The organism is Geobacillus genomosp. 3 (assembly GCF_000445995.2).
Lineage (GTDB): Bacteria > Bacillota > Bacilli > Bacillales > Anoxybacillaceae > Geobacillus.
Map to the genome: position 1 here is coordinate 985,847 of NC_022080.4, position 19,657 is coordinate 1,005,503.

Here is a 19,657-nt window from a genome sequence, read left to right on the forward strand (position 1 = left end):
CATTTTTTCTCGCCAGCTGACACACAATAAAAGCAGAAAGGAGAGACGGACAATGCAAACGGTACGGGACGTCATGTCGACGGATGTGCAATATTGCACCCCGCTCGACAACATGTATGAAGTAGCTGTGAAAATGCGTGAATTTAATGTTGGCGCCATTCCGATTGTCGATCATGGCCGCCTCGTCGGCATGATTACCGACCGCGATTTAGTCGTGCGCGGCATCGCGGAAAAGCACCCCGGTTCGACGGCGGTGACGGAGGTGATGAGCCGCGAGCTTGTAACAGTATCGCCGGACGATTCGGTGCAAAAAGCGGCAGATTTGATGGCGCGCCATCAAATTCGCCGTCTCCCGGTCGTGGCAGACGGTCGTTTAGTCGGCATCGTTGCGCTTGGTGACCTGGCGACGAACCGCTATTCTGATGAAAGCGCCGGCCGTGCGCTGAGCGAGATTTCCGAACAACATACGGTCCATTAGCCAAGTGGGCAGGGCACGGCTTCTTTTCGTGAGATCGGACGCTCTTTTTTGGGCGTCCTCTTTTTTTTGTCTTTGAAAAACGGCTATAATGGCAGTAAGGATATTGTGTAGAAAGCGGGAGTTGCGGTGTGAAATGGTTTTTCCTTTTTTTGTTATTCTTGATCGGATTTTATTACTTTGCGCCGAGTCCGCCGCCCCCGAGCCCTCCGGAGCAGCCGAAGACAGACGGTTATGTGTTGAAAGAGCCGGAGGCGACGGCCGGCATTGTCGCCTTAATTGGCCAACCGGCGCAAGAGGCGACAAAACAGCTCGGTACGCCGGATCGGATCGATCCGTCCGCCTATGGCTATGATTGGTGGGTGTACAGCCGCCGTCCCGAGTCGTATGTGCAAATTGGTGTGTTCGAAGGTCGGATCGTCACTGCCTTGGTCGGCGGGAAAAAGGTGAATGTCGAGCCATTTGCGGTCGGCCAGCGCTTACAAACGATTTTTCAAACGATGCCGGTTCTATCCAACATTGAAATTAAGCTAAACAGCGGAACGTACCGGTTTGAGCTGTCTGAACAAGATTACTCGTCAAGACCGGTCGTCAAAGTCGGCGATGTATATGCCCAGCTGTACATCGATCGGTTCACCGGCAGCGTGGCAGCTGTTCGTCTCATGGACGCTGAAACGTTTGTAAAGCTGCGGCCGTACGAGCTTGTTTACCGTGGCCGTCTGCCTGCAGCTGCCTCCTTGTCGGAAGAAGAGCAACGAAACGTTGATGCAGCCAATGCGAAGCAAATTTTCGACTGGACGAATTTGATCCGCCGCCGCCATGGGCTTTCTCCTCTTATCTGGGATGACAAAGCGGCCGCCGCCGCTGCCAAGCATAGTCGGGATATGCATGACCACCGATTTTTCTCCCATGAGTCGCCGCAATACGGTGATCTGTCCAAACGGTTGAGCGCACTGAACGTATCCTTCCAGTTGGCCGGGGAAAATATCGCCGCCCATCAGGTGGACGGTGTGGAGGCGACCGCCGGATGGTTAAACAGCGAGAAACATCGGGAAATTATGCTGAACGAACAGTTTACTCACCTTGGCGTCGGTGTTTATGCCGATTATTACACGCAAAACTTCTTGACGCCGCTATAAAAATTGGGCGCACCTTTGCCTGTTGGGCGCGATATGATATGGCAGATAGGCATGAGTGGATGAAAGGGATGAGAATGTCCATGGCCAAGCCTCTGCATCCTTCCGTTGAACAGTTCAAACAGTTTGTCAAAAAACACCCGAAACTCATCCAAGAGGTGCGCAGCGGCAAAAAGACGTGGAAGCAAGTGTACGAAGACTGGTACTTGTTCGGAGAGGATGACGACATATGGGAGCCGTACCGCGACGTAAACAACAAGGAGAAAGAGGAAGAAAAAGGAACAGGCAAATGGCTTGATAAGCTCGCCGCAATGCTTGGGCAGCTTGACGCGGCAGAAGTGCAAAAACATTTGACGAACGTCCAGCAGGCCATTGCTGCGATCCAAGGCATTCTTTCCGAATTTCAAGGAGCCGGTCCGCAACGTCCGAACAACGAGACGCATCCGTTTTCCTTCCGTAAAGACTAAAGGGTGGTAGCGATGAGAAGAGACGTATGGCAATATGTGCAGGCAAATCCAATGTTGCGTGCGTTTTTGCGTGAACAGCCGCGCTGGTACCGGTTGCTTGCCCGCCGCCCGCATGAGCTGTCGACACTTCAGTTGGCCGCTTTGCGCCACTATGAGCAAACGATTCCTGATAAAGTAGAAAAAATTTCCCAATCGCTGCAAATGGCCTCGCTTATGTGGCAAATGTTCAAAGCGCTGCGCGACTAATTTGACGGCAAACGGCAAAGACTAGCTCTAAAAGGGAGTGATGTCTTTGCTAAAATGGTTTGTATGGACCGGGTGTGCGCTGCTGCTTTTGGCGTTTGCAACCGTCTGGCCGGCTGCAACGTCAGCTGCTCCTCATGCGCTGTCTGCGGCCGGTCAATTGCAAGTAAAGCATGAGGTGAAAGGGAACGACATCTTCATTGAATGTTTTGCCGTTCAATTTCCGTTTCGCAAAGGAGATGGGGGCGGCCATATCAACGTGTATCTCAATGGACAGAAAATGACGGAAGTGTATACAGCCGCCTTTATCGTGCGTGGTCTGCCGAGCGGAAAGCACGTCATTCGCCTTGAACTCGTCTACAACGATGGGAAAGCGGCCGGTATGGCGCATGAGTTTGAAGTGACGATTTCGTAAAGATGGCAGGCGGCTTAATTCGCTTGCGGCGGCAAGGCTATCCGGTTGAGTTTTTTTTCGGCTTTCGGATAGTCTTTTTTTGCGCCCTTCTTTCCCCCGTAATCTCTTCCCTTTTCATTTTTCCTTCATTCATGGTATGATGGATAGTGGAGGTGCCTATTTGTGAGGATTGCTACTCTCGAGCGCATCGAGATTTTGGATAAAGCGGAAGCATTAGCGAAAATGGTTGTTGAGTCAGACGTGGCGGACGAATATCGCCGCGCGTTTTGGCGGCTCAAGCAAGACCGCCGCGCCCAACAGTTGATCGGCCGCTTTGTGAAGCTGAAGGAACGGTACGAGGAAGTGCAGCGCTTTGGCAAATATCATCCCGATTACCGCAGCGTGATGAAAGAAGTGCGCGAGGCGAAACGGGAGCTTGATTTGCACGAGACGGTCGCCGTCTTTAAAGAGGCGGAAAAGGCGCTGCAGCAGCTGCTTGATGATATTAGCGTGCTGATCGGCAAGGCTGTATCGGAACATGTGAAAGTGCCGACCGGCAATCCGTATTTTTTGTCGGCCGGCTGTTCCGGCGGTTGCGGGGGCGGTGGGAGCTGCGGCTGCCGCATATAGAAAAAAGGGGAAGGGACTATGTTTCCAAAACGGCAAGGGATTATCGTTTGGCTTCACTCGCTGAAATACGGGAAACAGCTGCGCAAGTTCGGCAACATTCATTACATTTCCAAGCGGCTGAAGTATGCAGTTCTTTACTGCGATATGGAGCAGGTCGACCATGTGATGAAAAGGCTTGCCGCACTCCCGTTTGTCAAGCGGGTCGAGCCGTCGTACCGACCGTTTTTAAGGATGGAGTTTGAATCGAAAAGGGAGAAAGAAAAAGACTCCCCATATCCGCTTGGATGAAAGAAACGAGCGGGCCCTAGTTGGCATCAGCCATACGGGCCCGCTTTTTTTTTCACTATTGAAGCGGCGGAATGAAGCGATTCATCCGCATAATGCCGATTAAGTGCTGGTAGTACAGATCAAGGTCAGCGAACATGGTCGATGGTTTGACATCGAGATGGATGATGGTTGTACCAAGCTCTTTTCCGGTTTCTGCGAACAGTTCGTACCGTCTGTTCGGTTTGACGGACGGATCAGGAATGCCTTCACGGCAAATATAAAGCGGCTGAAAGTCGCCCGGGTTGGTTGGGTGAAGCACAACGGCCAAGGAGACGACGGCCTGGTCTTTTTTCAGCGTATGAAAGGCAAAGAAGCCGGATAAGCGATGGCGATTGACCCGCGCCAACTCGATCAATTCGTATAGATCCGAATAGCCTTCGCCAAGTTCGATAAAACGTTGAATCATATACGATCCCCCTTGCAATCATCGTCCATCCTTCACTTTACCGGCCATCTGCAGAAATTGCAATAAAAAAAACCTTGCGGACAAAACGATCCGCAAGGCTCTTTCCAATTCCTTGACCCCGCGCAGGGCGGAAACAAGGGATGGAAAGAAAAAGAAAAGGGAGAGGAGAAACCGGAGGAAGAACTTATGGGGAAACGTAAGTCTTCTCCGTCATTGGCAACAACGCCATTTACGATGTTGCCATTACTCATTATGGACGGTTTGCCGATTTCTATACATTCGCCGATAAAAAATTCTTGGGTTTGCCGATGACTAACTTTATGGTAAGATTACGGTGAAAACGACGAATTAGGTGAACGCGATGAGAGTAATTTCCGGAACATGTAAAGGCCGGCATCTGCAAGCGGTTCCAGGGATGTCGACGCGTCCAACGACCGATAAAGTGAAAGAAGCGATCTTCAATATGATCGGACCATATTTCACGGAAGGAATCGGCCTTGATTTGTTCGCCGGCAGCGGCGGTTTAGGCATTGAAGCGCTCAGCCGCGGGCTCGAGCGCGTCATTTTCGTTGACCACGATGCGAAGGCAGTGCAAACGGTCCGAAAAAACGTTGCTGCCTGCGGGCTCGAGAAACGGGCGGAAATCTACCGCAACGATGCCGAGCGGGCATTAAAGGCAGTAGCGAAACGCGGCTTGCGCTTCTCTGTCATTTTTCTCGATCCGCCATATAAGGAGAAAAAGTGGCCGGCGCTTTTATCGTTGATTGCCGGTCATGACTTGTTAGAGGCGAGCGGCGTTGTAGTCGCCGAACATCCCGTCGGGGCCGAGCTGCCGGAGGAAGCCGGCAACCTGAAGCAATGGAAACGGGAAACGTATGGCATTACCGGCGTCACCATGTATCGCCGGACAGACGAACAGAAAGGGGACGAAAGCGATGGCGAGCATTGCCGTTTGCCCAGGGAGCTTTGACCCTGTGACATACGGGCATTTGGATATTATTAAACGGGGAGCGAAAGTGTTTGACCAAGTTTATGTTGCCGTGTTAAACAATTCGTCAAAAAAGCCGCTGTTTACCGTCGAGGAGCGGATGGAGTTGCTGCGCGAGGTGACGCGGACGCTCGAGAACGTTCGTGTTGAATCCTTTCACGGCCTGCTTGTCGACTATGCCCGCAGCAAAAAGGCGAACGCCATTTTGCGCGGTTTGCGTGCCGTGTCCGATTTTGAGTATGAAATGCAAATTACGTCGATGAACCGCGTCCTCGATGAGAACATCGAAACATTTTTTATGATGACAAACAGCCAATATGCGTTTTTAAGCTCTAGCATCGTCAAAGAAGTTGCGAAATATAATGGCGATATTTCCGAGCTCGTCCCCCCGATCGTGGAAGCGGCGCTAAGGCAGAAGTTTGCATCTGCCGCCGATTAAAGGCGGGAGCAGCGTCCGGCTGACAGCTGAAACACGGCTTGGAAGTGGGCTGATAACGGAAACAATAACAGCGTTGTCTTGGCTGCCGGATGGCCCTGGGGGGCCGGGCGCCTAACGGCTACAAGCGCCCACGGGTTTCATTGGCTGCTTTGGCGGCCAGCCATATATACAGGCAAAGAAAGAGAAGTGTCACTAGCGGCCCATATTGCTGCAGCAGCTGCCAGCCTTCATCCCAAGCGCCGCCCGAGGCGGTGGGCAGAAACGCCGGAACGATGCCCGGCTCTCCGCTGGCTGTCCGTACATACAACGGCTCCCAAAGCAAGTATGTAAATGAAGCCGCGAATACTCCGTGCATCAGACGGGCGACAAAAAACGGCTGAAAGCGAATGTTGGCTTCGGCAAGGATGCTGGCGACTTGCGCTTGAACCGAAAAGCCGCCGAAAGCGAGGACGAAGCTTGCCGCCACCGCTTTTTCAAGCAGCGTCGCCGCCTCTGTTTGGCTGATCATTTGACTGCCGAGCGTAATTTCAAACAGTCCGGAAAACACTGGGATGTCAAGCTGCTCCGGCAGCTGGGCGAGGCGAAGCAGATGGCGCAGCAGCGGAGCGAGCTGTTCCGTCAGGTGCACCATGTACAACAGTTTGTTGACGACAGAAAAGAGAATAATAAAACCACCGATCATTAACAACGTCTGGACGGAGGAGCGGACAGCGTCGCCGAGCAGTTTGCCAAGCGGTTGTTCGTTTTTCAACCGCGTTTTGTGCAACGTGCGCAGCGCATACGGAAACGAAAACGGGCGGGGGCTTCGCTTTGGCCGCCCTTGTTCCTTTCGGATGCCGTGAAAACGCATGATCAATCCGACGCCAATGTTCCCTAAATAATGGGAAACAGCCAACACAAGACCGAGATGTGGATTGTTGAAAAATCCAGCCGAAACAGCGCCAAAAATGAACAGCGGGTTCGACGAGTTAGTGAAGGAAGCGAGCCGCTCGGCTTCAATGGTAGATAGTTGTTTCTCCTGGTACAGGCGGGCGGTCAGTTTGGCTCCGGACGGGTAGCCGGACGCCATTCCCATCGCCCAGGCAAACCCGCCAACGCCCGGGACCCGAAACAACGGGCGCATCAGCGGTTCAAGCAAGACGCCGAGAAAGTTCACGACGCCAAAACTGATGAGCAGCTCTGAGACGATGAAAAACGGCAAGAGCGACGGAAAAACGACTTCCCACCACATATTTAAACCGCGAATGGACGCCTCAAGCGACTGTTTCGGGTAGCAAATGAGCGAAAACGCAAATAAGGTGACAGCGGAAGCGAGCAGTGCCGTTTTCAATTTTGTTCCCCAGTTTCGTTTCAACGTTCTCCCCCCTTTTCTCGCCGTGCGGCTTTGCGCGGTACAACCTCATATAACCTAATATACGAGCATAGGGGGACGTTTTAGACCATAAGATGAAAGCGGGGAGCGCCGCAGCGAAGGGGGGAGGATTGTGCCGCCGAAGGTCGGATTGGCGCTCGGTTCAGGAGGGGCGCGCGGATTTGCCCATCTTGGCGTATTAAAAGTATTGGAGGAGGAAGATATTCCGGTGTCCTGCTTGGCCGGCAGCAGCATCGGGGCTCTGATCGCCGTTCTTTATGCGAGCGGTCATGGCCTCAACCGGCTCTATCGGCTCGCTAAATCGTTCCGGCGCAACGATTTTCTTGACTGGACGGTACCAAAAATGGGGTTGATTGCCGGCGATCGCATCGCTGAGTTCATCCGTTTGTTGACGAAAGGGAAACGAATCGAGGATCTTTCTCCGCCGGTGGCGGTTGTCGCTGCCGATTTGCAGACGGGGGGGAAAGTCGTGTTTCGGCAAGGGGAAGCGGCTCAGGCGGTGCGGGCGAGCATTTCGATTCCCGGAATTTTTGTGCCGGCTGAGATAGATGGGAGGCTGCTTGTCGACGGCGGCGTCGTCGATCGGGTGCCGGTATCGGTCGTTCGGGCGATGGGGGCGGATATTGTCATCGCCGTCGATGTCGCCCCGCTTAACACGAGGGCAGAAATTACATCGATTGTCGATGTAATTTGGCAGAGCCTCGACATTTTGCAAGCCGAGCTCGTCGCCTACCGCCAGCTCGCCTCAGACGTGATGATCCGGCCGCGTGTTGAGCGATACAGCTCGCGGGCGTTTACGGATGTTGAGGAAATTATCGCCTGCGGCGAAGAAGAAGCGCGGAGACGGATCAGGGCGATCCGCCAAGCGATCGAACAGTGGAAGGAGCCATGGCACGAATGAAAAAACGGACGTATATCGCAGCGTTTTTCTTTGGCATTGCCCTCGCATTTCTGCTCATTTTTATGAAGCTCCCATATTATGTAACGATGCCGGGAAGTGCACAAAACTTAAAGCCGCTCGTTCATGTCGAACACGGTGACCGCGATGCGGGAACGTTTATGTTGACGACGGTCCGCATGGGACGGGCGAACGTCATCGCGTATTTGCTCGCCCATATCCGCCCGTTTTACGAGCTGCATCCAGTAGAGGAGATCAGACAGGAAGGGGAGAGCGACAAAGAATATACGATGCGCCAGCTTGAGCTCATGGAACAGTCAAAAGAGGCGGCGATCGTTGTCGCTTACCGGCACGCCGGAAAGCCGGTCGCGTATGAGGCAAAAGGTGTGTACGTGATGAGTGTTCTTCCTAATATGCCAGCAGCCGGTCTCCTGGAAGCCGGCGACCGCATTGCTGCGATCGACGGTCGGCCGCTCAACTCGTCAGAGCAAATGGTAAACTACGTTCGGGAAAAAGAAGCCGGCGATCGTGTCCACATCACGTTTGTCCGCGACTGGAAGCGGCAGGAGGCCGTGCTTCGGCTGAAGCCGTTTCCGCACCATCCGAATCAAGTCGGCCTTGGTGTGACATTGATGACGGACTATGACGTCCGCACCGATCCGCCGGTGGACGTCGATTCGGAACAAATCGGCGGTCCGTCAGCCGGACTCATGTTTTCACTCGAAATTTATAATCAGCTCGTAGATGAGGATATAACGAAAGGACAGAAAATCGCCGGCACTGGAACGATTGACGTTCATGGGAAAGTCGGCCCAATTGGCGGCATTTCGCAAAAAGTCGTGGCGGCCGACCGTGAAGGAGCGGATGTGTTCTTCGCCCCGAATGAGCATGGCGCGCCGTCGTCAAACTATCGTAAAGCGGTCGAGACGGCGCAAAAAATCGGGACGAAGATGAAAATCGTCCCGGTCGATACGTTTGATGACGCGATCCGCTATTTGCGTTCGATGCCGGAGGAGTAGATGGGCGCCGTCGCGTATTCTTCCTTTAGCGCGGCGCTGTATAGCGGCTCGGGAAAGGCGGCGGCATAGACGGCTGTCGCCTTTTTTTCTTGCTCATATAGCGGATCGCCGTTCAGTTTGGCAGCCTTGGCGGCGAGCGGCAACGCCAGTTCCTTCTTCACCTGCTGCAAGTAGCGGCGGCCGGTTTCGTTCATGCCGAGCAGCCGGATGTACGTCGGGGCCATTGCCTTATTTTGTTCCTCTTTTGTGAAATTCGTCAATACATGCGCGCATAGACGCTGCAGCCTCGTCCAGGTGTACCGTTTTGTCTTCGTGGCGGCGATGAAAGCAGCAAACGTTTCGGCGCCGGCAATTTTTTGCTTCAGTCGGTATTCGATGCCTTCCTCGACTCCGGCGATGCGGCGCAATTCCTCTTCGGTGGCTGTCAACAGCCGGTATTTCAGCAGCGGAAAATACATCTCCCAATCGTGCCAACGCCCGTACGTCAGCCGATATTGCCGCAGCTGTTCGGCGGTGGCGGACGGGATGTACGCAGCAATTCGTTCCAGCTGCCCGGTTTGCCCCAACGCGTTCCGCAAGCTTGTGGCGCTGGCGATGGATGGGTGGGAAAACGATTCGTCATGATACCCGGCTGCCAGGCGTGGGATGGTGCGCGGTACGATTGCCAGCTTGTTTTGTTGAATCGCTTTCACGTACGCAAAGCCAAGCACATTGTTTGGCTTTGATAAGTCGAGCGGGACGGAACCAAGCTGCCGCCACGCTTCGGCGTTCGCTTTCGGGAAGCTTTGCCCGCGCGCAAGTCCGGCACGGACGAGGGAGTCAAACTCCTCTTTTCGCTGAAACAACGTTTCGACGGCAGACAAAAAGGCGGTGATGTCACCAGATTCGCTGCCAAAGCAAAGTTCCCGACAGCCGAGGGCATCAAGCAGCCGCACCGCTCCGTGCGCAAACTGCTCGGCCGCCTGAACGGCGAATACGTACGGCAGTTCGATGACGAGATCCACGCCTGCAGCCAGTGCCATTTTCGTCCGCGCCCATTTTGAAACGATAGCCGGTTCGCCGCGCTGCAGGAAATTTCCGCTCATGACGGCAATAAGGCAGTCGGCCCCAGTTTTTTTCTTCGTTTCTTGCAAATGATGCCAATGGCCGTTATGAAACGGGTTGTATTCAACGATGACGCCGGCAGCTTTCATGGCCAATCTCCCCAACAGAACACATGCCGACTGATGTTCAAACGATCGTTCGTCAATCGTCACACCTCCTGTATGTAATCTAGTATGAAAGAAGCGGCAGCGGAGATCAACTGCGAGTGTGGAGATGACGCTTGTCAAAGAAGCAAAAAACAGCCGATGGCAAGCACAGCGAGGAGCAGTGTCGACTTTGGTCCAGTTGCCAACAGGCAAAAGCGTGCATGTTGACAGGGAATTTTGGAAATGATGGGAGTATGCCTTTCCGTCCGCTTTATTTCCCTTTTTCCGAAAGGCGAAATGGTTGTAAAGAAAAAACATTGACAAAAATACAAACGGAACGTATAATTTTATTCGTTGCCTTGAGGTGATCATATGAAATGGACGGTTCAACAGCTTCGCCGTTTCCAGCATAAAGAAATGGCGATTGACGAGACGGTCGATGTGTCTGATTTAAAGCAAATCGACACGTTGATCCGTGAGATTTCACCGGTTCGCGTCCAAGGAAAAGCAGATGTCGGTTCGACAAAGTTCACGTTTCACTTGACGCTGTCGGGAACGATGGTGTTGCCGTGTTCGCGGACGCTCGTCGATGTTGCGTATCCGTTTTCCATCAAGACGACGGAGACGTTTTTTGCCGACGGCGGCGATTTTGTCGAAACGGACGAGGACACCCATATCGTGACCGGGGAAACTATTGATTTGAATCCCGTTATTCGCGAACTTATTTTGCTTGAAATCCCGTTGCAGCTCATTGCTGACGACCCGGCCGCTGGCGGGGCGCCGCAGCACGGAGAAGGATGGGACGTTCTTTCGGAAGAGCAATGGGAAAAGGCGCTCGAAGAGCGGACAGCGAACAAAGTCGATCCTCGTCTAGCAGGGTTGGCCAAGTTTTTTGAAGAGAAAAATGAGGAATGACATCTACCGGCGTTGCCGGCCGATGGCGCCGATGAAATGCGCACCGTCCGGCAGCTGCCTTGTTTGCCGGCGGACGGCGGCCCGATCAACGGTTGTCCGCCTGCTGGCATCGATAAGCTGAATGTGCCGGACAAGGAGGTGGGAACGATGGCAGTACCTTTTAGAAGAACATCGAAAACGAGAAAAAGACTGCGCCGCACACACTTTAAACTGCAAGTGCCAGGCATGGTGCAATGCCCGAACTGCGGCGAATGGAAATTGGCGCACCGCGTCTGCAAAGCATGCGGAACGTACAAAGGAAGAGATGTCGTCAACAAATAATGACCGGCATCACGCGAAAGGCTGTCCGAACATAGGGCAGCCTTTTTTATCAACTCCCGCCTCGAAGCGTTTGCATAGGTGGGAGAACGTTCAACATACGAAAGGGGAGACAGGTCATGGAAGCGATGGTAGAACATCACGGCGGCATCGCACTGTTTACGATTTGCCGTCCCGAAAGGCGCAATGCAATCAACTTTACTGTTATGCATGCTCTCGAACGGGCGCTCGAGCAAGCGGCGGTCGATGATGAAGTGAAAGTGTTCGCCATTACCGGCACTGGCGGCGAGGCGTTTTGTTCTGGCGGCGATCTAAGCGAGTTCGGGCATTTGCGCGGCGCCGAGGCGAAACAAATGCTCATGCGCATGGGGGAGTTGCTGTACAAGCTGTTGACGTTCCCAAAACCGACGGCGGCGCTTGTCAACGGAACGGCGATGGGTGGGGGCTGCGAGCTGGCGACCGCTTGCGACTTCCGCTTTGTGAAGGAAGGGTGCCGAATCGGGTTTGTTCAAGGCCGACTCGGCATTACGACCGGTTGGGGCGGCGCGTCCATGCTGTTGGAAAAGCTTCCATATGCGCGGGCGCTCGATTTGTTGTTACGCGCTGAGCCGATGACGGCTGAGGCGATGGCCGCGTATGGCTGGGCCGATGCTGTTCTGCCGGCTGACTGCTGGCGCGAACAATGGCAGGCTCAGCTTGCCCCCTATGCGGCGCGCTCGCTCGCTGTCTTGCAAGCCTATAAGGCGGCGGCGGGCGAAAAATGGCGAACGGCTTGGTTTCGGGAGCGATTTTTCGCCGAAATCGATCGCTGTGCCGAGCTATGGGGATCGGCGGAACATGAACAGGCATTGCGCACTTTTTTTCGCAAGAAGTAATTTTTTCCTTCTACCGTTTCTATTAGCCGCATACATATAATGACAAAGCGGCGATAAGGGGGGAAGGGGATGACAGGAGTACGCCAGGATGCGTGGACGAAAGAAGAGGATGAACTGTTGGCTAATGTCGTGCTTCAGTATATTCGTGAAGGCGGCACCCAGCTCGAGGCGTTTGCCGAAGTAGGGCGGCGCTTGTCACGGACGGCCGCAGCGTGCGGATTCCGCTGGAATTCGTACGTTCGCAAACAGTACAAAGAGGAAATTGAACAGGCAAAACAGGAGCGGAAAACACGCAAAAAAGAGACGGCATCCGCAAAGGAAGGCGGGGGGCAAACGGAAATGGAAGCGGCGGTTGAAAGCAAGCTGTCATGGCCGGAAGTGCTGACCTTTTTGCAAGCTGAAGGGCAAAAGGCACGTGACGCCCGGCGGATAGCCGATGAAAACCGGGCGTTAAAAAATGATATGGAACAGCTGCAGCAAATGGTCACAAAATTGCAAATGGAAAAAGAGATGTTGCAAAAACAGTTGGCGGCTGTCCAGGAGGAGTATAAAACGCTGCTCGCCATTATGGAGCGGGCCCGGAAAATGGTGACAGGCGCTGAAAAACAAGCCGAACAGGCGGCAGAGGGCGTTGGCGAAGGATAAAAGCTGGCTTTTGGGCCGGCTTTTTTTCTTAACGGATTAAAGGCACATTTGCTAAAATAAGGCTAACGTGGTTTTGCAAGAAAGTGGGGGAGAAGCGTGAATATTGGCATTGTCGGCGGCGGCGCAGTCGGGCTGTTGCTCGCTGCTTATCTCGGGCAGCGCCACAAAGTAACGGTTTATACGAGGCGCTTGGCCCAAGCGGAGCAGCTTGCCAAACATGGTGTTTCTCTGAAAAAAAATGGAGAAACGGTGACTGTGGCGGTTCAAGCGCGGCCGTTTGCCGGAGCAGAGCTCGTTGAGCCGCTCGTATTTGTGACTGTCAAACAGTATGATATCGCTGCTGTTTGTGCACAACTCGACTCGTTTCGCCGCGTCCGCACGCTTGTTTTTTTGCAAAACGGCATGGGGCATCTCGAACAGTTGTCCGTTTTTGCTGACAAAAACGTCGTTGTCGGTGTGGTGGAGCACGGCGCTTTCAAACTTGACGATCGGGCTGTCGTGCATACAGGCGTCGGCAAGCTGTTGCTCGCTCCGTTATACGGGTCGCCTGCTATGGCTGCCGAACTGTCCGGGGATGATGATTTTCCGATCGAATGGGCGGATGATTGGGAGCGCATTCTTGTCGACAAGCTTATCGTTAATGCGGTCATCAATCCGCTGACAGCACTGCTGCAAGTAAAAAACGGGGCGCTCTTGGACGTTGCGCCGTATCGGGAAATGATGGCACAGCTGTTCGACGAAGTGCGGCAAGTGCTGCCTCTTCGCGACGCCGGACAGGCATGGCAGCGCATTGTCCATATATGCCGAAACACGGCGGACAACTATTCATCGATGTATATGGATGTGGCAAACGGGCGCCGGACGGAAATCGATGCGATTTTAGGCTATGTGCTAAAGCAAGGGGAAGCGCGCGGTATTGCGTTGCCGCTCATTCGCTTTGTCGTTTGTGCGCTGAAAGGAAAAGAAGGGGGGAACGCGGATGGGTGATTGGCTCGCACCGATGCTGGCGACATTTGTGACGCTGCCACTTTTACTATTTTTGCTCATCTATTTGGGAGCGCGCCTGTTTGGCGGGCGGAAGCGGGCGGCGTTTTACGCTGCGGTCAACGTTGCGACCGCATTTTTCATCGCTGCTGTCTATTTTTTGCTGGCTGTGTTGTTCGGAAAATCGTATTTGGTTCATCTCCTTCTCTTTTTGTTCGGTCTGCACACCGCCATCGCGCTCGGCTATTGGCGGAAAAAGATAGATTTTCGCCCGGCGGCAGTGTTCCGCTTGTTTTGGCGGGCGAGTTTTCTCATTTTTGCTTTCCTTTATGCCGGGCTGCTCGTATACGGCATGGTGGCGCGCGTCGCCGCCAACCTTTGAGCAATGATTTTTCTCTCTTTATACCGAACGTGCTATACTCATGAAAGAATACATAGGAAAGGGAGTTTTCGCCATGGAAGTTCGCGAAGTTCCGCTGCCGGCGGCAACGAAGCTGGCTGCTGATTACATAACCGGTGCATTTCCGGCTGAGAAGGGGTTTGCCTATGTCCGGGCAGATGATGATGCGTTTCGCCGGCGGCTGTCCCATGTGCAAGGAAAAACGTATGACCGGCGCGCGCTTGCCGATTACTTGTCCGCCTATCATCGCCGTTTTTCCGCCAGCGCGGCGACGATGAACAATATCGATAAGCTGCGCGATGAAAACAGTGTTGTGATCGTCGGCGGGCAGCAGGCCGGACTGCTGACCGGGCCGCTTTATACGATTTATAAAATCATTACGATTATCCAGCTTGCCAAAGAGCAGGAACGAAAACTTGGCGTACCCGTCGTGCCGCTGTTTTGGATCGCCGGCGAAGACCACGACATCGCCGAGGTTGACCATGTATATGTTGTCGAGGACGGCGAAGTGAAAAAAGCGGCGTATCCGCACAGGCTGAACGAAAAGCGAATGGCCGCCGATGTGCCGCTTGATCGCGAGCTCGCTGGCGCATGGGTTGAGCGCGTCGTCAAAACATACGGGGAAACGGACATAACGAATGAACTGCTCTCATTTCTCACAGCGTGCTTGGACGATTCCCGCACGTTTGTCGACTTTTTTGCCGCCATTGTCCTGCGCCTGTTTGCCAATGACGGTTTAGTCGTTCTCAACGCCGGCGATGCGGCGGTGCGCCCGCTTGAGCGCCGTTTTTTCGCCGCGCTCATTGACCGTCATCGCGATGTGACATCAGCCGTGCTGGCCCAGCAAGAGACGCTGCGGGCGCTCGGATATACGCCGCTTATCGAGATCGCGCCGGATGCGGCCAACTTGTTTTATTACGACGGCTATGAGCGCTCTCTTTTGCACTATGATGCGGGGCGGAGGGTGTTTCGCAATAAGGCCGGGAATATCGCCTTCACAAAGCAAGAGCTGCTCGAACTCGCTGAAACGAAGCCGGCCTGTTTAAGCAACAATGTCGTCACCCGCCCGCTCATGCAAGAATATTTGCTGCCAACGCTCGCCTTTATTGCCGGTCCTGGGGAAATTGCCTATTGGGCAGAGTTGAAAGAGGTGTTCTCCCTGTTTGGGATGGAAGTGCCGCCGGTTGTGCCGCGCTTGCAGGCGACGATCGTCAGCCGCTCGCTGCAAACCGATCTGGCCGATATTGGTCTTGAGGCGGCTGATGTATTGTCTGGACGGCTCGAGGAGGCCAGGGAGCAATGGCGCAAGGAGACGGCTGAAGTTCCACTGGCTGAGGCGTTTGCCAAGGCGAAAGCCGACATCGAAGCGGCGCACCGGCCGCTGCGCGCGCTTGGCATGGAAATTGACCGCGGATTGGAAGGATTGGTGGCGAAAAATGCCGCCATCATTCAGTCACAAATCGAGTTTCTTCAGCAAACGTTACAGCGGGCGCTGCTGCGTAAACATGAGGCCGAATGGCGAAAATTTTGGCGCGTGGAAACGGCTCTACGGCCGAACGGTGCGCCCCAGGAGCGGGTTTGGAATGTGTTTTACTATGTGAACCGTTACGGATTTGATTTTGTAGAAAAACTTTCAGCGATCGGCGCCCCGGAAAACGGGATGCATAAAATTGTATATATGTAAGGCTTTTTCAAAGAAAAAGTCGAAAAGAAAAATCCTGTTTCAAGCAGGATTTTTTTTTCTTGAAATGAATAGTAAAAAAACAACGCAAAACGAATGGAAATAAAAGTAAAGGAGTGATCCCGCCATTTTGGCTATGATTGGTTTCATCCGACAAAAATAAACAAAAAGGGACGTTTTTTTACAAAAAAAGCTAAAATTTTGTTCGTCTTTGCGATATAATAAGGGAGCGGCCACTGGCCGATGCAAGTGCGTGCGGAAGCAGCAAAGGTGGTGGACATGTGTTTGAACATACAACCGTGTTGTTAAAGGAAGCGATCGATGGGTTAAACGTCCGCCCGGACGGTGTCTATGTCGATTGTACGTTAGGCGGAGGCGGCCATAGCGAATATTTGCTTTCCCGTCTCTCGGAAAAAGGGAAACTGTTTGCGTTTGACCAGGACGAGGCCGCCATTTTGCACGCGCGCAAGCGGCTCGCCCGTTACGGCGAACAAGTGCAGTTCATAAATCGGAATTTCCGGTTTTTGCGCGAGGAGCTTTCAGCCCTTGGCATCGATACTGTTGATGGTATAGTGTTTGACTTAGGCGTTTCTTCCCCGCAGCTCGACGAGCCGGAACGCGGCTTCAGCTATCAGCATGACGCGCCGCTTGACATGCGGATGGACCGCAAGCAGCGGCTTACGGCGGCGGAGATCGTCAACTGCTGGTCATATGAGGAGCTTGTCCGCATTTTTTTCCGTTACGGCGAAGAAAAGTTTTCGAAACAGGTGGCGCGCAAAATCGAGGAGATGCGCCGCAAAAAGCCGATCGAAACGACCGGGGAGCTCGTTGAGGTGATTAAAGCGGCGATCCCGGCCCCGGCGCGCCGCAGCGGCGGACATCCGGCCAAACGTATTTTCCAGGCGCTTCGCATCGCGGTCAATGATGAACTGGAGGCGTTCCGCGAGGCGCTCGAGCAGGCGATCGATCTGTTGGCGCCGGGCGGGCGAGTGAGCGTTATTACGTTTCATTCGCTCGAAGACCGGATTTGCAAAGAAACGTTGAAAAAAGCAAGCGAGAGCCCGCCATTGCCCCCGGGGCTTCCGGTTCTCCCCGATGACTACCGCCCCGTGCTGAAAATCATTACAAGAAAGCCGATCGTTCCTTCCGACGAGGAGCTGGAACGAAACAACCGCGCCCGTTCGGCCAAACTTCGCATCGCCGAAAAACTGTGACGTGAATGATGAAAAAGAATGAGTGGAGAAACAGGAGGGGAAAGCTGTGAACGATTTGGCAGTCAAAGTAGTGCGCGAACAAAAGCGTCCGGCTGTACCACCGAGCCCGCAGCCACAGCGAAAACGGCGTTTTCGTTTCACGTTGGCCGAGAAGCTGCTCGTTGTCTCGTTTTTGCTGTTTACCTTTTACGTGGCAGTTCAGATGGTCTCAAGCCAAGTGCAAATTTATGAGCTCAATAAAGACGTGCAAAAGTTGGAGGCGGCCATTGATGAACAGAAAAAGGAAAATAATGACCTATACGTTGAAGTGCAGCGGCTGAGCGCGTACGAGCGCATTTTGCAAAAGGCGAAGGAGCTCGGGTTGTCGCTTAACGAAAATCATGTAAAAGTCGTGCAGGAATGATGGGGGATGGAAATGAAAAAGCATTACAACACCCATCGGGGAGCAGGGGTTTTGTTTATTATTTTTAGCCTGCTCTTTTTCTTGCTTTTTGCCCGTTTTCTCCAGCTGCAATGGACTGGAAAAGCAGACGGCCATGTGTTGGCCGCGAAAGCCGAACAGCAGCATAAACAAACGCGGACGATCGAAGCGAAGCGCGGGACGATTTTTGACCGCAACGGCACCATTTTAGCGCAGGATGTGCCTTCCTATACGGTCGTGGCCATTTTGGATCCCGAGATGACGACTGACCCGGATCATCCGCGCCATGTCATCGACCCGGAAAAAACAGCGAAAAAGCTGGCGCCGTTGCTTGGCATGGATGTTGAGGACATGGAGCGCATTTTAACGAAAAAGGCGAAGCAAGTTGAGTTCGGCTCTTACGGCCGCAACATCAGCTTTGAGCTGAAGCGGAAAATTGAGGCGCTCGATTTGCCGGGCATCGCCTTTATCCGCGACACCGCCCGTTTTTATCCAAACGGCACGTTTGCTTCGCATGTCATTGGATATGCGCAAAAAAACGGGGAAAACGAAACAGTCGGCAAAATGGGAGTGGAAAAATGGCTTGACCGCTATTTGCGCGAAAAAGACGGCTATGTGTCATTTGCCGGCGATGTGAACGGCTTTCGCCTGCCGGCGGCAAAAGAGCATATCGTCAAGCCGGACAATGGGGCGAACGTCTACTTGACGATCGATGGAAAAATCCAAACGTTTTTAGAAGATGCCATGAATAGCGTCGAGAAGCAGTACAGACCGAAAAAAATGATCGCCATTGTCGCCGATCCGAAAACAGGAAAAATTTTGGCTATGGCCACCCGCCCGAGTTTCGACCCAAACAAACGTGATATTACGAACTTTTTAAATGACGCCATTTCCTATCCGTACGAGCCGGGATCGACGATGAAAGTGTTTACGCTCGCTGCGGCCGTCAATGAAGGAGTCTATAACGGCAAGGAAACGTATCGCTCCGGCTCTTACAAAGTCGGGCCCAATACGATTCGCGACCATAACGATGTCGGCTGGGGGACGATCACGTTTGAGGAGGGGGTGCAGCGTTCATCGAACGTCGCCTTTTCCATTTTAGTGAAAGAAAAGCTCGGTGAGGACCGGTTTTTGCAATATTTGCATCGCTTCCGTTTCGACCAGAAAACCGGCATTGATTTGCCGAATGAGGCGGTTGGGCAAATCCGCTATCGCTATCCGATCGAACGGATTACGACCGGATTTGGCCAAGGGACGTCGGTGACGCCGATTCAGCAAATTCAAGCGGCAACCGCGATTGCTAACGATGGGAAAATGATGAAACCGTATGTGATTGAAAAAGCGGTCGATCCGGACAACGGCAAAGTCGTTCTTGATCATGAACCGACTGTCGTCGGCGAACCGGTCACGGCGGAAACGGCGCGCAAAGTGCGCGACATTTTAGAAACGGTTGTCACCGCGGAACACGGCACCGGCCGCCCGTACCAGATCGATGGCTACGGTGTCGCCGGCAAAACCGGGACGGCGCAAATTCCGTCGGCTGCCGGCGGCTACTTGACCGGCCGGGAGAACTATATTTTTTCGTTTTTAGGCATGGCGCCGGCCGATGATCCGCGGCTCGTCATGTATGTGGCTGTTCAGCAGCCGCAACTTGATGTTACTGAAACCGGGGCGGCGCCGGTGTCACAAATTTTTACGACAGTGATGAAAAGCAGTCTGCACTATTTGCATATTGAACCGGATGAAGACAAACAGGCGGAGCCCGAAACAGCGGGGCGGCGCGCGCTTGACTCGTTGATCGGCCAGACGGCCATCGCAGCGGCAGAACAGCTGAAAGAAAAAGGATATGTGCCGGTCGTCATCGGCAACGGCAAATATGTCGAACAGCAGCTTCCACGCGGCGGCGAGCGTCTTCTTCCCGGCGAGCGGGTCGTGCTGAAAACGGACGGGGCGGCAACGATGCCGGATTTGCGCGGCTTTTCGCTGCGAGATGCCATGAAAGTCGCCAACGTGCTCGGGCTGCGGCCAAGTACGAAAGGAACCGGTTATGTTGTCAGCCAAAACATTCGTCCGGGAGCGGAAGTGCGCAAAGGGGATTATTTGATTGTCGAGCTGGCTCCGCCGCGCCAATGGGAGGAAGCAGCGGCGAAGAAAGAACAAGAGGCGGCCGAACGGGAAGACGACGAGCCGCACGAATGATTTTTGTCGTTCTATAACGGG

At 53.6% G+C, this 19,657-nt stretch carries 24 protein-coding genes; 21 read left to right on the forward strand and 3 right to left on the reverse strand.

What is annotated here, in order from left to right; translation table 11 throughout:
- Positions 1-52: 52 nt before the first annotated feature.
- The 7 genes from M493_RS05070 to M493_RS05100 all read left to right on the forward strand — a co-directional run bounded on the left by M493_RS05070 (position 53) and on the right by M493_RS05100 (position 3,633).
- Entirely contained in the window at positions 53-478 is a 426-nt protein-coding gene (locus tag M493_RS05070; RefSeq protein WP_020959217.1) for a CBS domain-containing protein, read from the forward strand.
- A gap of 128 nt (positions 479-606) precedes the next feature.
- Entirely contained in the window at positions 607-1,614 is a 1,008-nt protein-coding gene (locus M493_RS05075) for a CAP domain-containing protein (RefSeq protein WP_020959218.1), read from the forward strand.
- An 80-nt stretch (positions 1,615-1,694) separates the two neighbouring features.
- Positions 1,695-2,078, forward strand: a complete 384-nt coding sequence (locus M493_RS05080; protein WP_020959219.1) for a YlbD family protein — start codon at positions 1,695-1,697, stop codon at positions 2,076-2,078.
- 12 nt (positions 2,079-2,090) lie between these two features.
- Entirely contained in the window at positions 2,091-2,324 is a 234-nt protein-coding gene (locus M493_RS05085) for a YlbE-like family protein (protein ID WP_020959220.1), read from the forward strand.
- Between the two features lie 40 nt (positions 2,325-2,364).
- Entirely contained in the window at positions 2,365-2,736 is a 372-nt protein-coding gene (locus tag M493_RS05090; RefSeq protein ID WP_041267732.1) for a hypothetical protein, read from the forward strand.
- 162 nt (positions 2,737-2,898) lie between these two features.
- Complete coding sequence (locus M493_RS05095; protein WP_020959222.1) at positions 2,899-3,345, forward strand: YlbF family regulator; 447 nt, start codon at positions 2,899-2,901, stop codon at positions 3,343-3,345.
- Positions 3,346-3,363: 18 nt separating this feature from the next.
- A complete protein-coding gene (locus M493_RS05100; RefSeq protein ID WP_020959223.1) occupies positions 3,364-3,633 on the forward strand; it encodes a YlbG family protein in 270 nt (89 codons plus the stop codon).
- Positions 3,634-3,688: 55 nt separating this feature from the next.
- Here M493_RS05100 and M493_RS05105 read toward each other — a convergent pair whose 3' ends face one another.
- Positions 3,689-4,078, reverse strand: coding sequence for a DUF7147 family protein (locus M493_RS05105; protein WP_020959224.1), 390 nt, complete (start codon positions 4,076-4,078; stop codon positions 3,689-3,691).
- A gap of 361 nt (positions 4,079-4,439) precedes the next feature.
- Here M493_RS05105 and rsmD point away from each other — a divergent pair, with 361 nt between their 5' ends.
- Positions 4,440-5,048 carry a 16S rRNA (guanine(966)-N(2))-methyltransferase RsmD gene (gene rsmD / locus M493_RS05110; RefSeq protein WP_041267733.1) on the forward strand — a complete coding sequence of 203 codons (609 nt, stop codon included), beginning with the start codon at positions 4,440-4,442 and terminating at the stop codon, positions 5,046-5,048.
- Positions 5,014-5,505 (forward strand): pantetheine-phosphate adenylyltransferase, encoded by a 492-nt coding sequence (gene coaD / locus M493_RS05115; RefSeq protein WP_020959226.1) that lies wholly within the window; start codon positions 5,014-5,016, stop codon positions 5,503-5,505. Before rsmD ends, coaD begins: the two co-directional genes overlap by 35 nt.
- A 118-nt stretch (positions 5,506-5,623) precedes the next feature.
- On the opposite strand, the gene ylbJ is transcribed toward coaD, so the two are convergent.
- The gene (gene ylbJ / locus M493_RS05120; RefSeq protein WP_020959227.1) at positions 5,624-6,859 is read right to left on the reverse strand and encodes a sporulation integral membrane protein YlbJ; all 1,236 of its coding nucleotides are present in this window, start codon (positions 6,857-6,859) and stop codon (positions 5,624-5,626) included.
- Positions 6,860-6,989: 130 nt separating this feature from the next.
- On the opposite strand from ylbJ, the gene M493_RS05125 reads away from it, so the two are divergent.
- Together M493_RS05125 and M493_RS05130 are read left to right on the forward strand one after the other, a co-directional pair.
- On the forward strand, positions 6,990-7,778 hold the full coding sequence (locus M493_RS05125) for a patatin-like phospholipase family protein (protein WP_020959228.1): 789 nt from the start codon (positions 6,990-6,992) through the stop codon (positions 7,776-7,778).
- Positions 7,775-8,794: a SepM family pheromone-processing serine protease gene (locus M493_RS05130; protein ID WP_020959229.1), complete on the forward strand. Its 1,020-nt coding sequence runs from the start codon at positions 7,775-7,777 to the stop codon at positions 8,792-8,794. The genes M493_RS05125 and M493_RS05130 overlap by 4 nt, the downstream gene beginning before the upstream one ends.
- On the opposite strand, the gene M493_RS05135 is transcribed toward M493_RS05130, so the two are convergent.
- Entirely contained in the window at positions 8,767-9,987 is a 1,221-nt protein-coding gene (locus M493_RS05135; protein WP_020959230.1) for a nucleotidyltransferase, read from the reverse strand. The genes M493_RS05130 and M493_RS05135 overlap by 28 nt on opposite strands.
- 369 nt (positions 9,988-10,356) lie before the next feature.
- On the opposite strand from M493_RS05135, the gene M493_RS05140 reads away from it, so the two are divergent.
- The 10 genes from M493_RS05140 (at position 10,357) to M493_RS05185 (ending at position 19,636) form a co-directional block, all read left to right on the forward strand.
- Entirely contained in the window at positions 10,357-10,899 is a 543-nt protein-coding gene (locus M493_RS05140; RefSeq protein WP_020959231.1) for a YceD family protein, read from the forward strand.
- 147 nt (positions 10,900-11,046) lie between these two features.
- Positions 11,047-11,220, forward strand: a complete 174-nt coding sequence (gene rpmF, locus M493_RS05145; RefSeq protein WP_011230605.1) for a 50S ribosomal protein L32 — start codon at positions 11,047-11,049, stop codon at positions 11,218-11,220.
- Between the two features lie 116 nt (positions 11,221-11,336).
- Positions 11,337-12,092, forward strand: a complete 756-nt coding sequence (locus tag M493_RS05150; protein ID WP_020959233.1) for an enoyl-CoA hydratase/isomerase family protein — start codon at positions 11,337-11,339, stop codon at positions 12,090-12,092.
- 69 nt (positions 12,093-12,161) lie between these two features.
- On the forward strand, positions 12,162-12,737 hold the full coding sequence (locus M493_RS05155; RefSeq protein ID WP_020959234.1) for an RsfA family transcriptional regulator: 576 nt from the start codon (positions 12,162-12,164) through the stop codon (positions 12,735-12,737).
- A gap of 96 nt (positions 12,738-12,833) precedes the next feature.
- A complete protein-coding gene (locus tag M493_RS05160) occupies positions 12,834-13,724 on the forward strand; it encodes a 2-dehydropantoate 2-reductase (protein ID WP_020959235.1) in 891 nt (296 codons plus the stop codon).
- Complete coding sequence (locus M493_RS05165) at positions 13,717-14,103, forward strand: DUF3397 domain-containing protein (RefSeq protein ID WP_020959236.1); 387 nt, start codon at positions 13,717-13,719, stop codon at positions 14,101-14,103. Before M493_RS05160 ends, M493_RS05165 begins: the two co-directional genes overlap by 8 nt.
- 73 nt (positions 14,104-14,176) lie before the next feature.
- Positions 14,177-15,805: a bacillithiol biosynthesis cysteine-adding enzyme BshC gene (gene bshC, locus M493_RS05170; protein ID WP_020959237.1), complete on the forward strand. Its 1,629-nt coding sequence runs from the start codon at positions 14,177-14,179 to the stop codon at positions 15,803-15,805.
- A 278-nt stretch (positions 15,806-16,083) separates the two neighbouring features.
- A complete protein-coding gene (gene rsmH, locus M493_RS05175) occupies positions 16,084-17,016 on the forward strand; it encodes a 16S rRNA (cytosine(1402)-N(4))-methyltransferase RsmH (protein WP_020959238.1) in 933 nt (310 codons plus the stop codon).
- Between the two features lie 46 nt (positions 17,017-17,062).
- Complete coding sequence (ftsL, locus tag M493_RS05180; RefSeq protein WP_020959239.1) at positions 17,063-17,419, forward strand: cell division protein FtsL; 357 nt, start codon at positions 17,063-17,065, stop codon at positions 17,417-17,419.
- 6 nt (positions 17,420-17,425) lie between these two features.
- Positions 17,426-19,636 carry a penicillin-binding protein gene (locus tag M493_RS05185; protein WP_041267734.1) on the forward strand — a complete coding sequence of 737 codons (2,211 nt, stop codon included), beginning with the start codon at positions 17,426-17,428 and terminating at the stop codon, positions 19,634-19,636.
- Positions 19,637-19,657 lie beyond the last annotated feature (21 nt).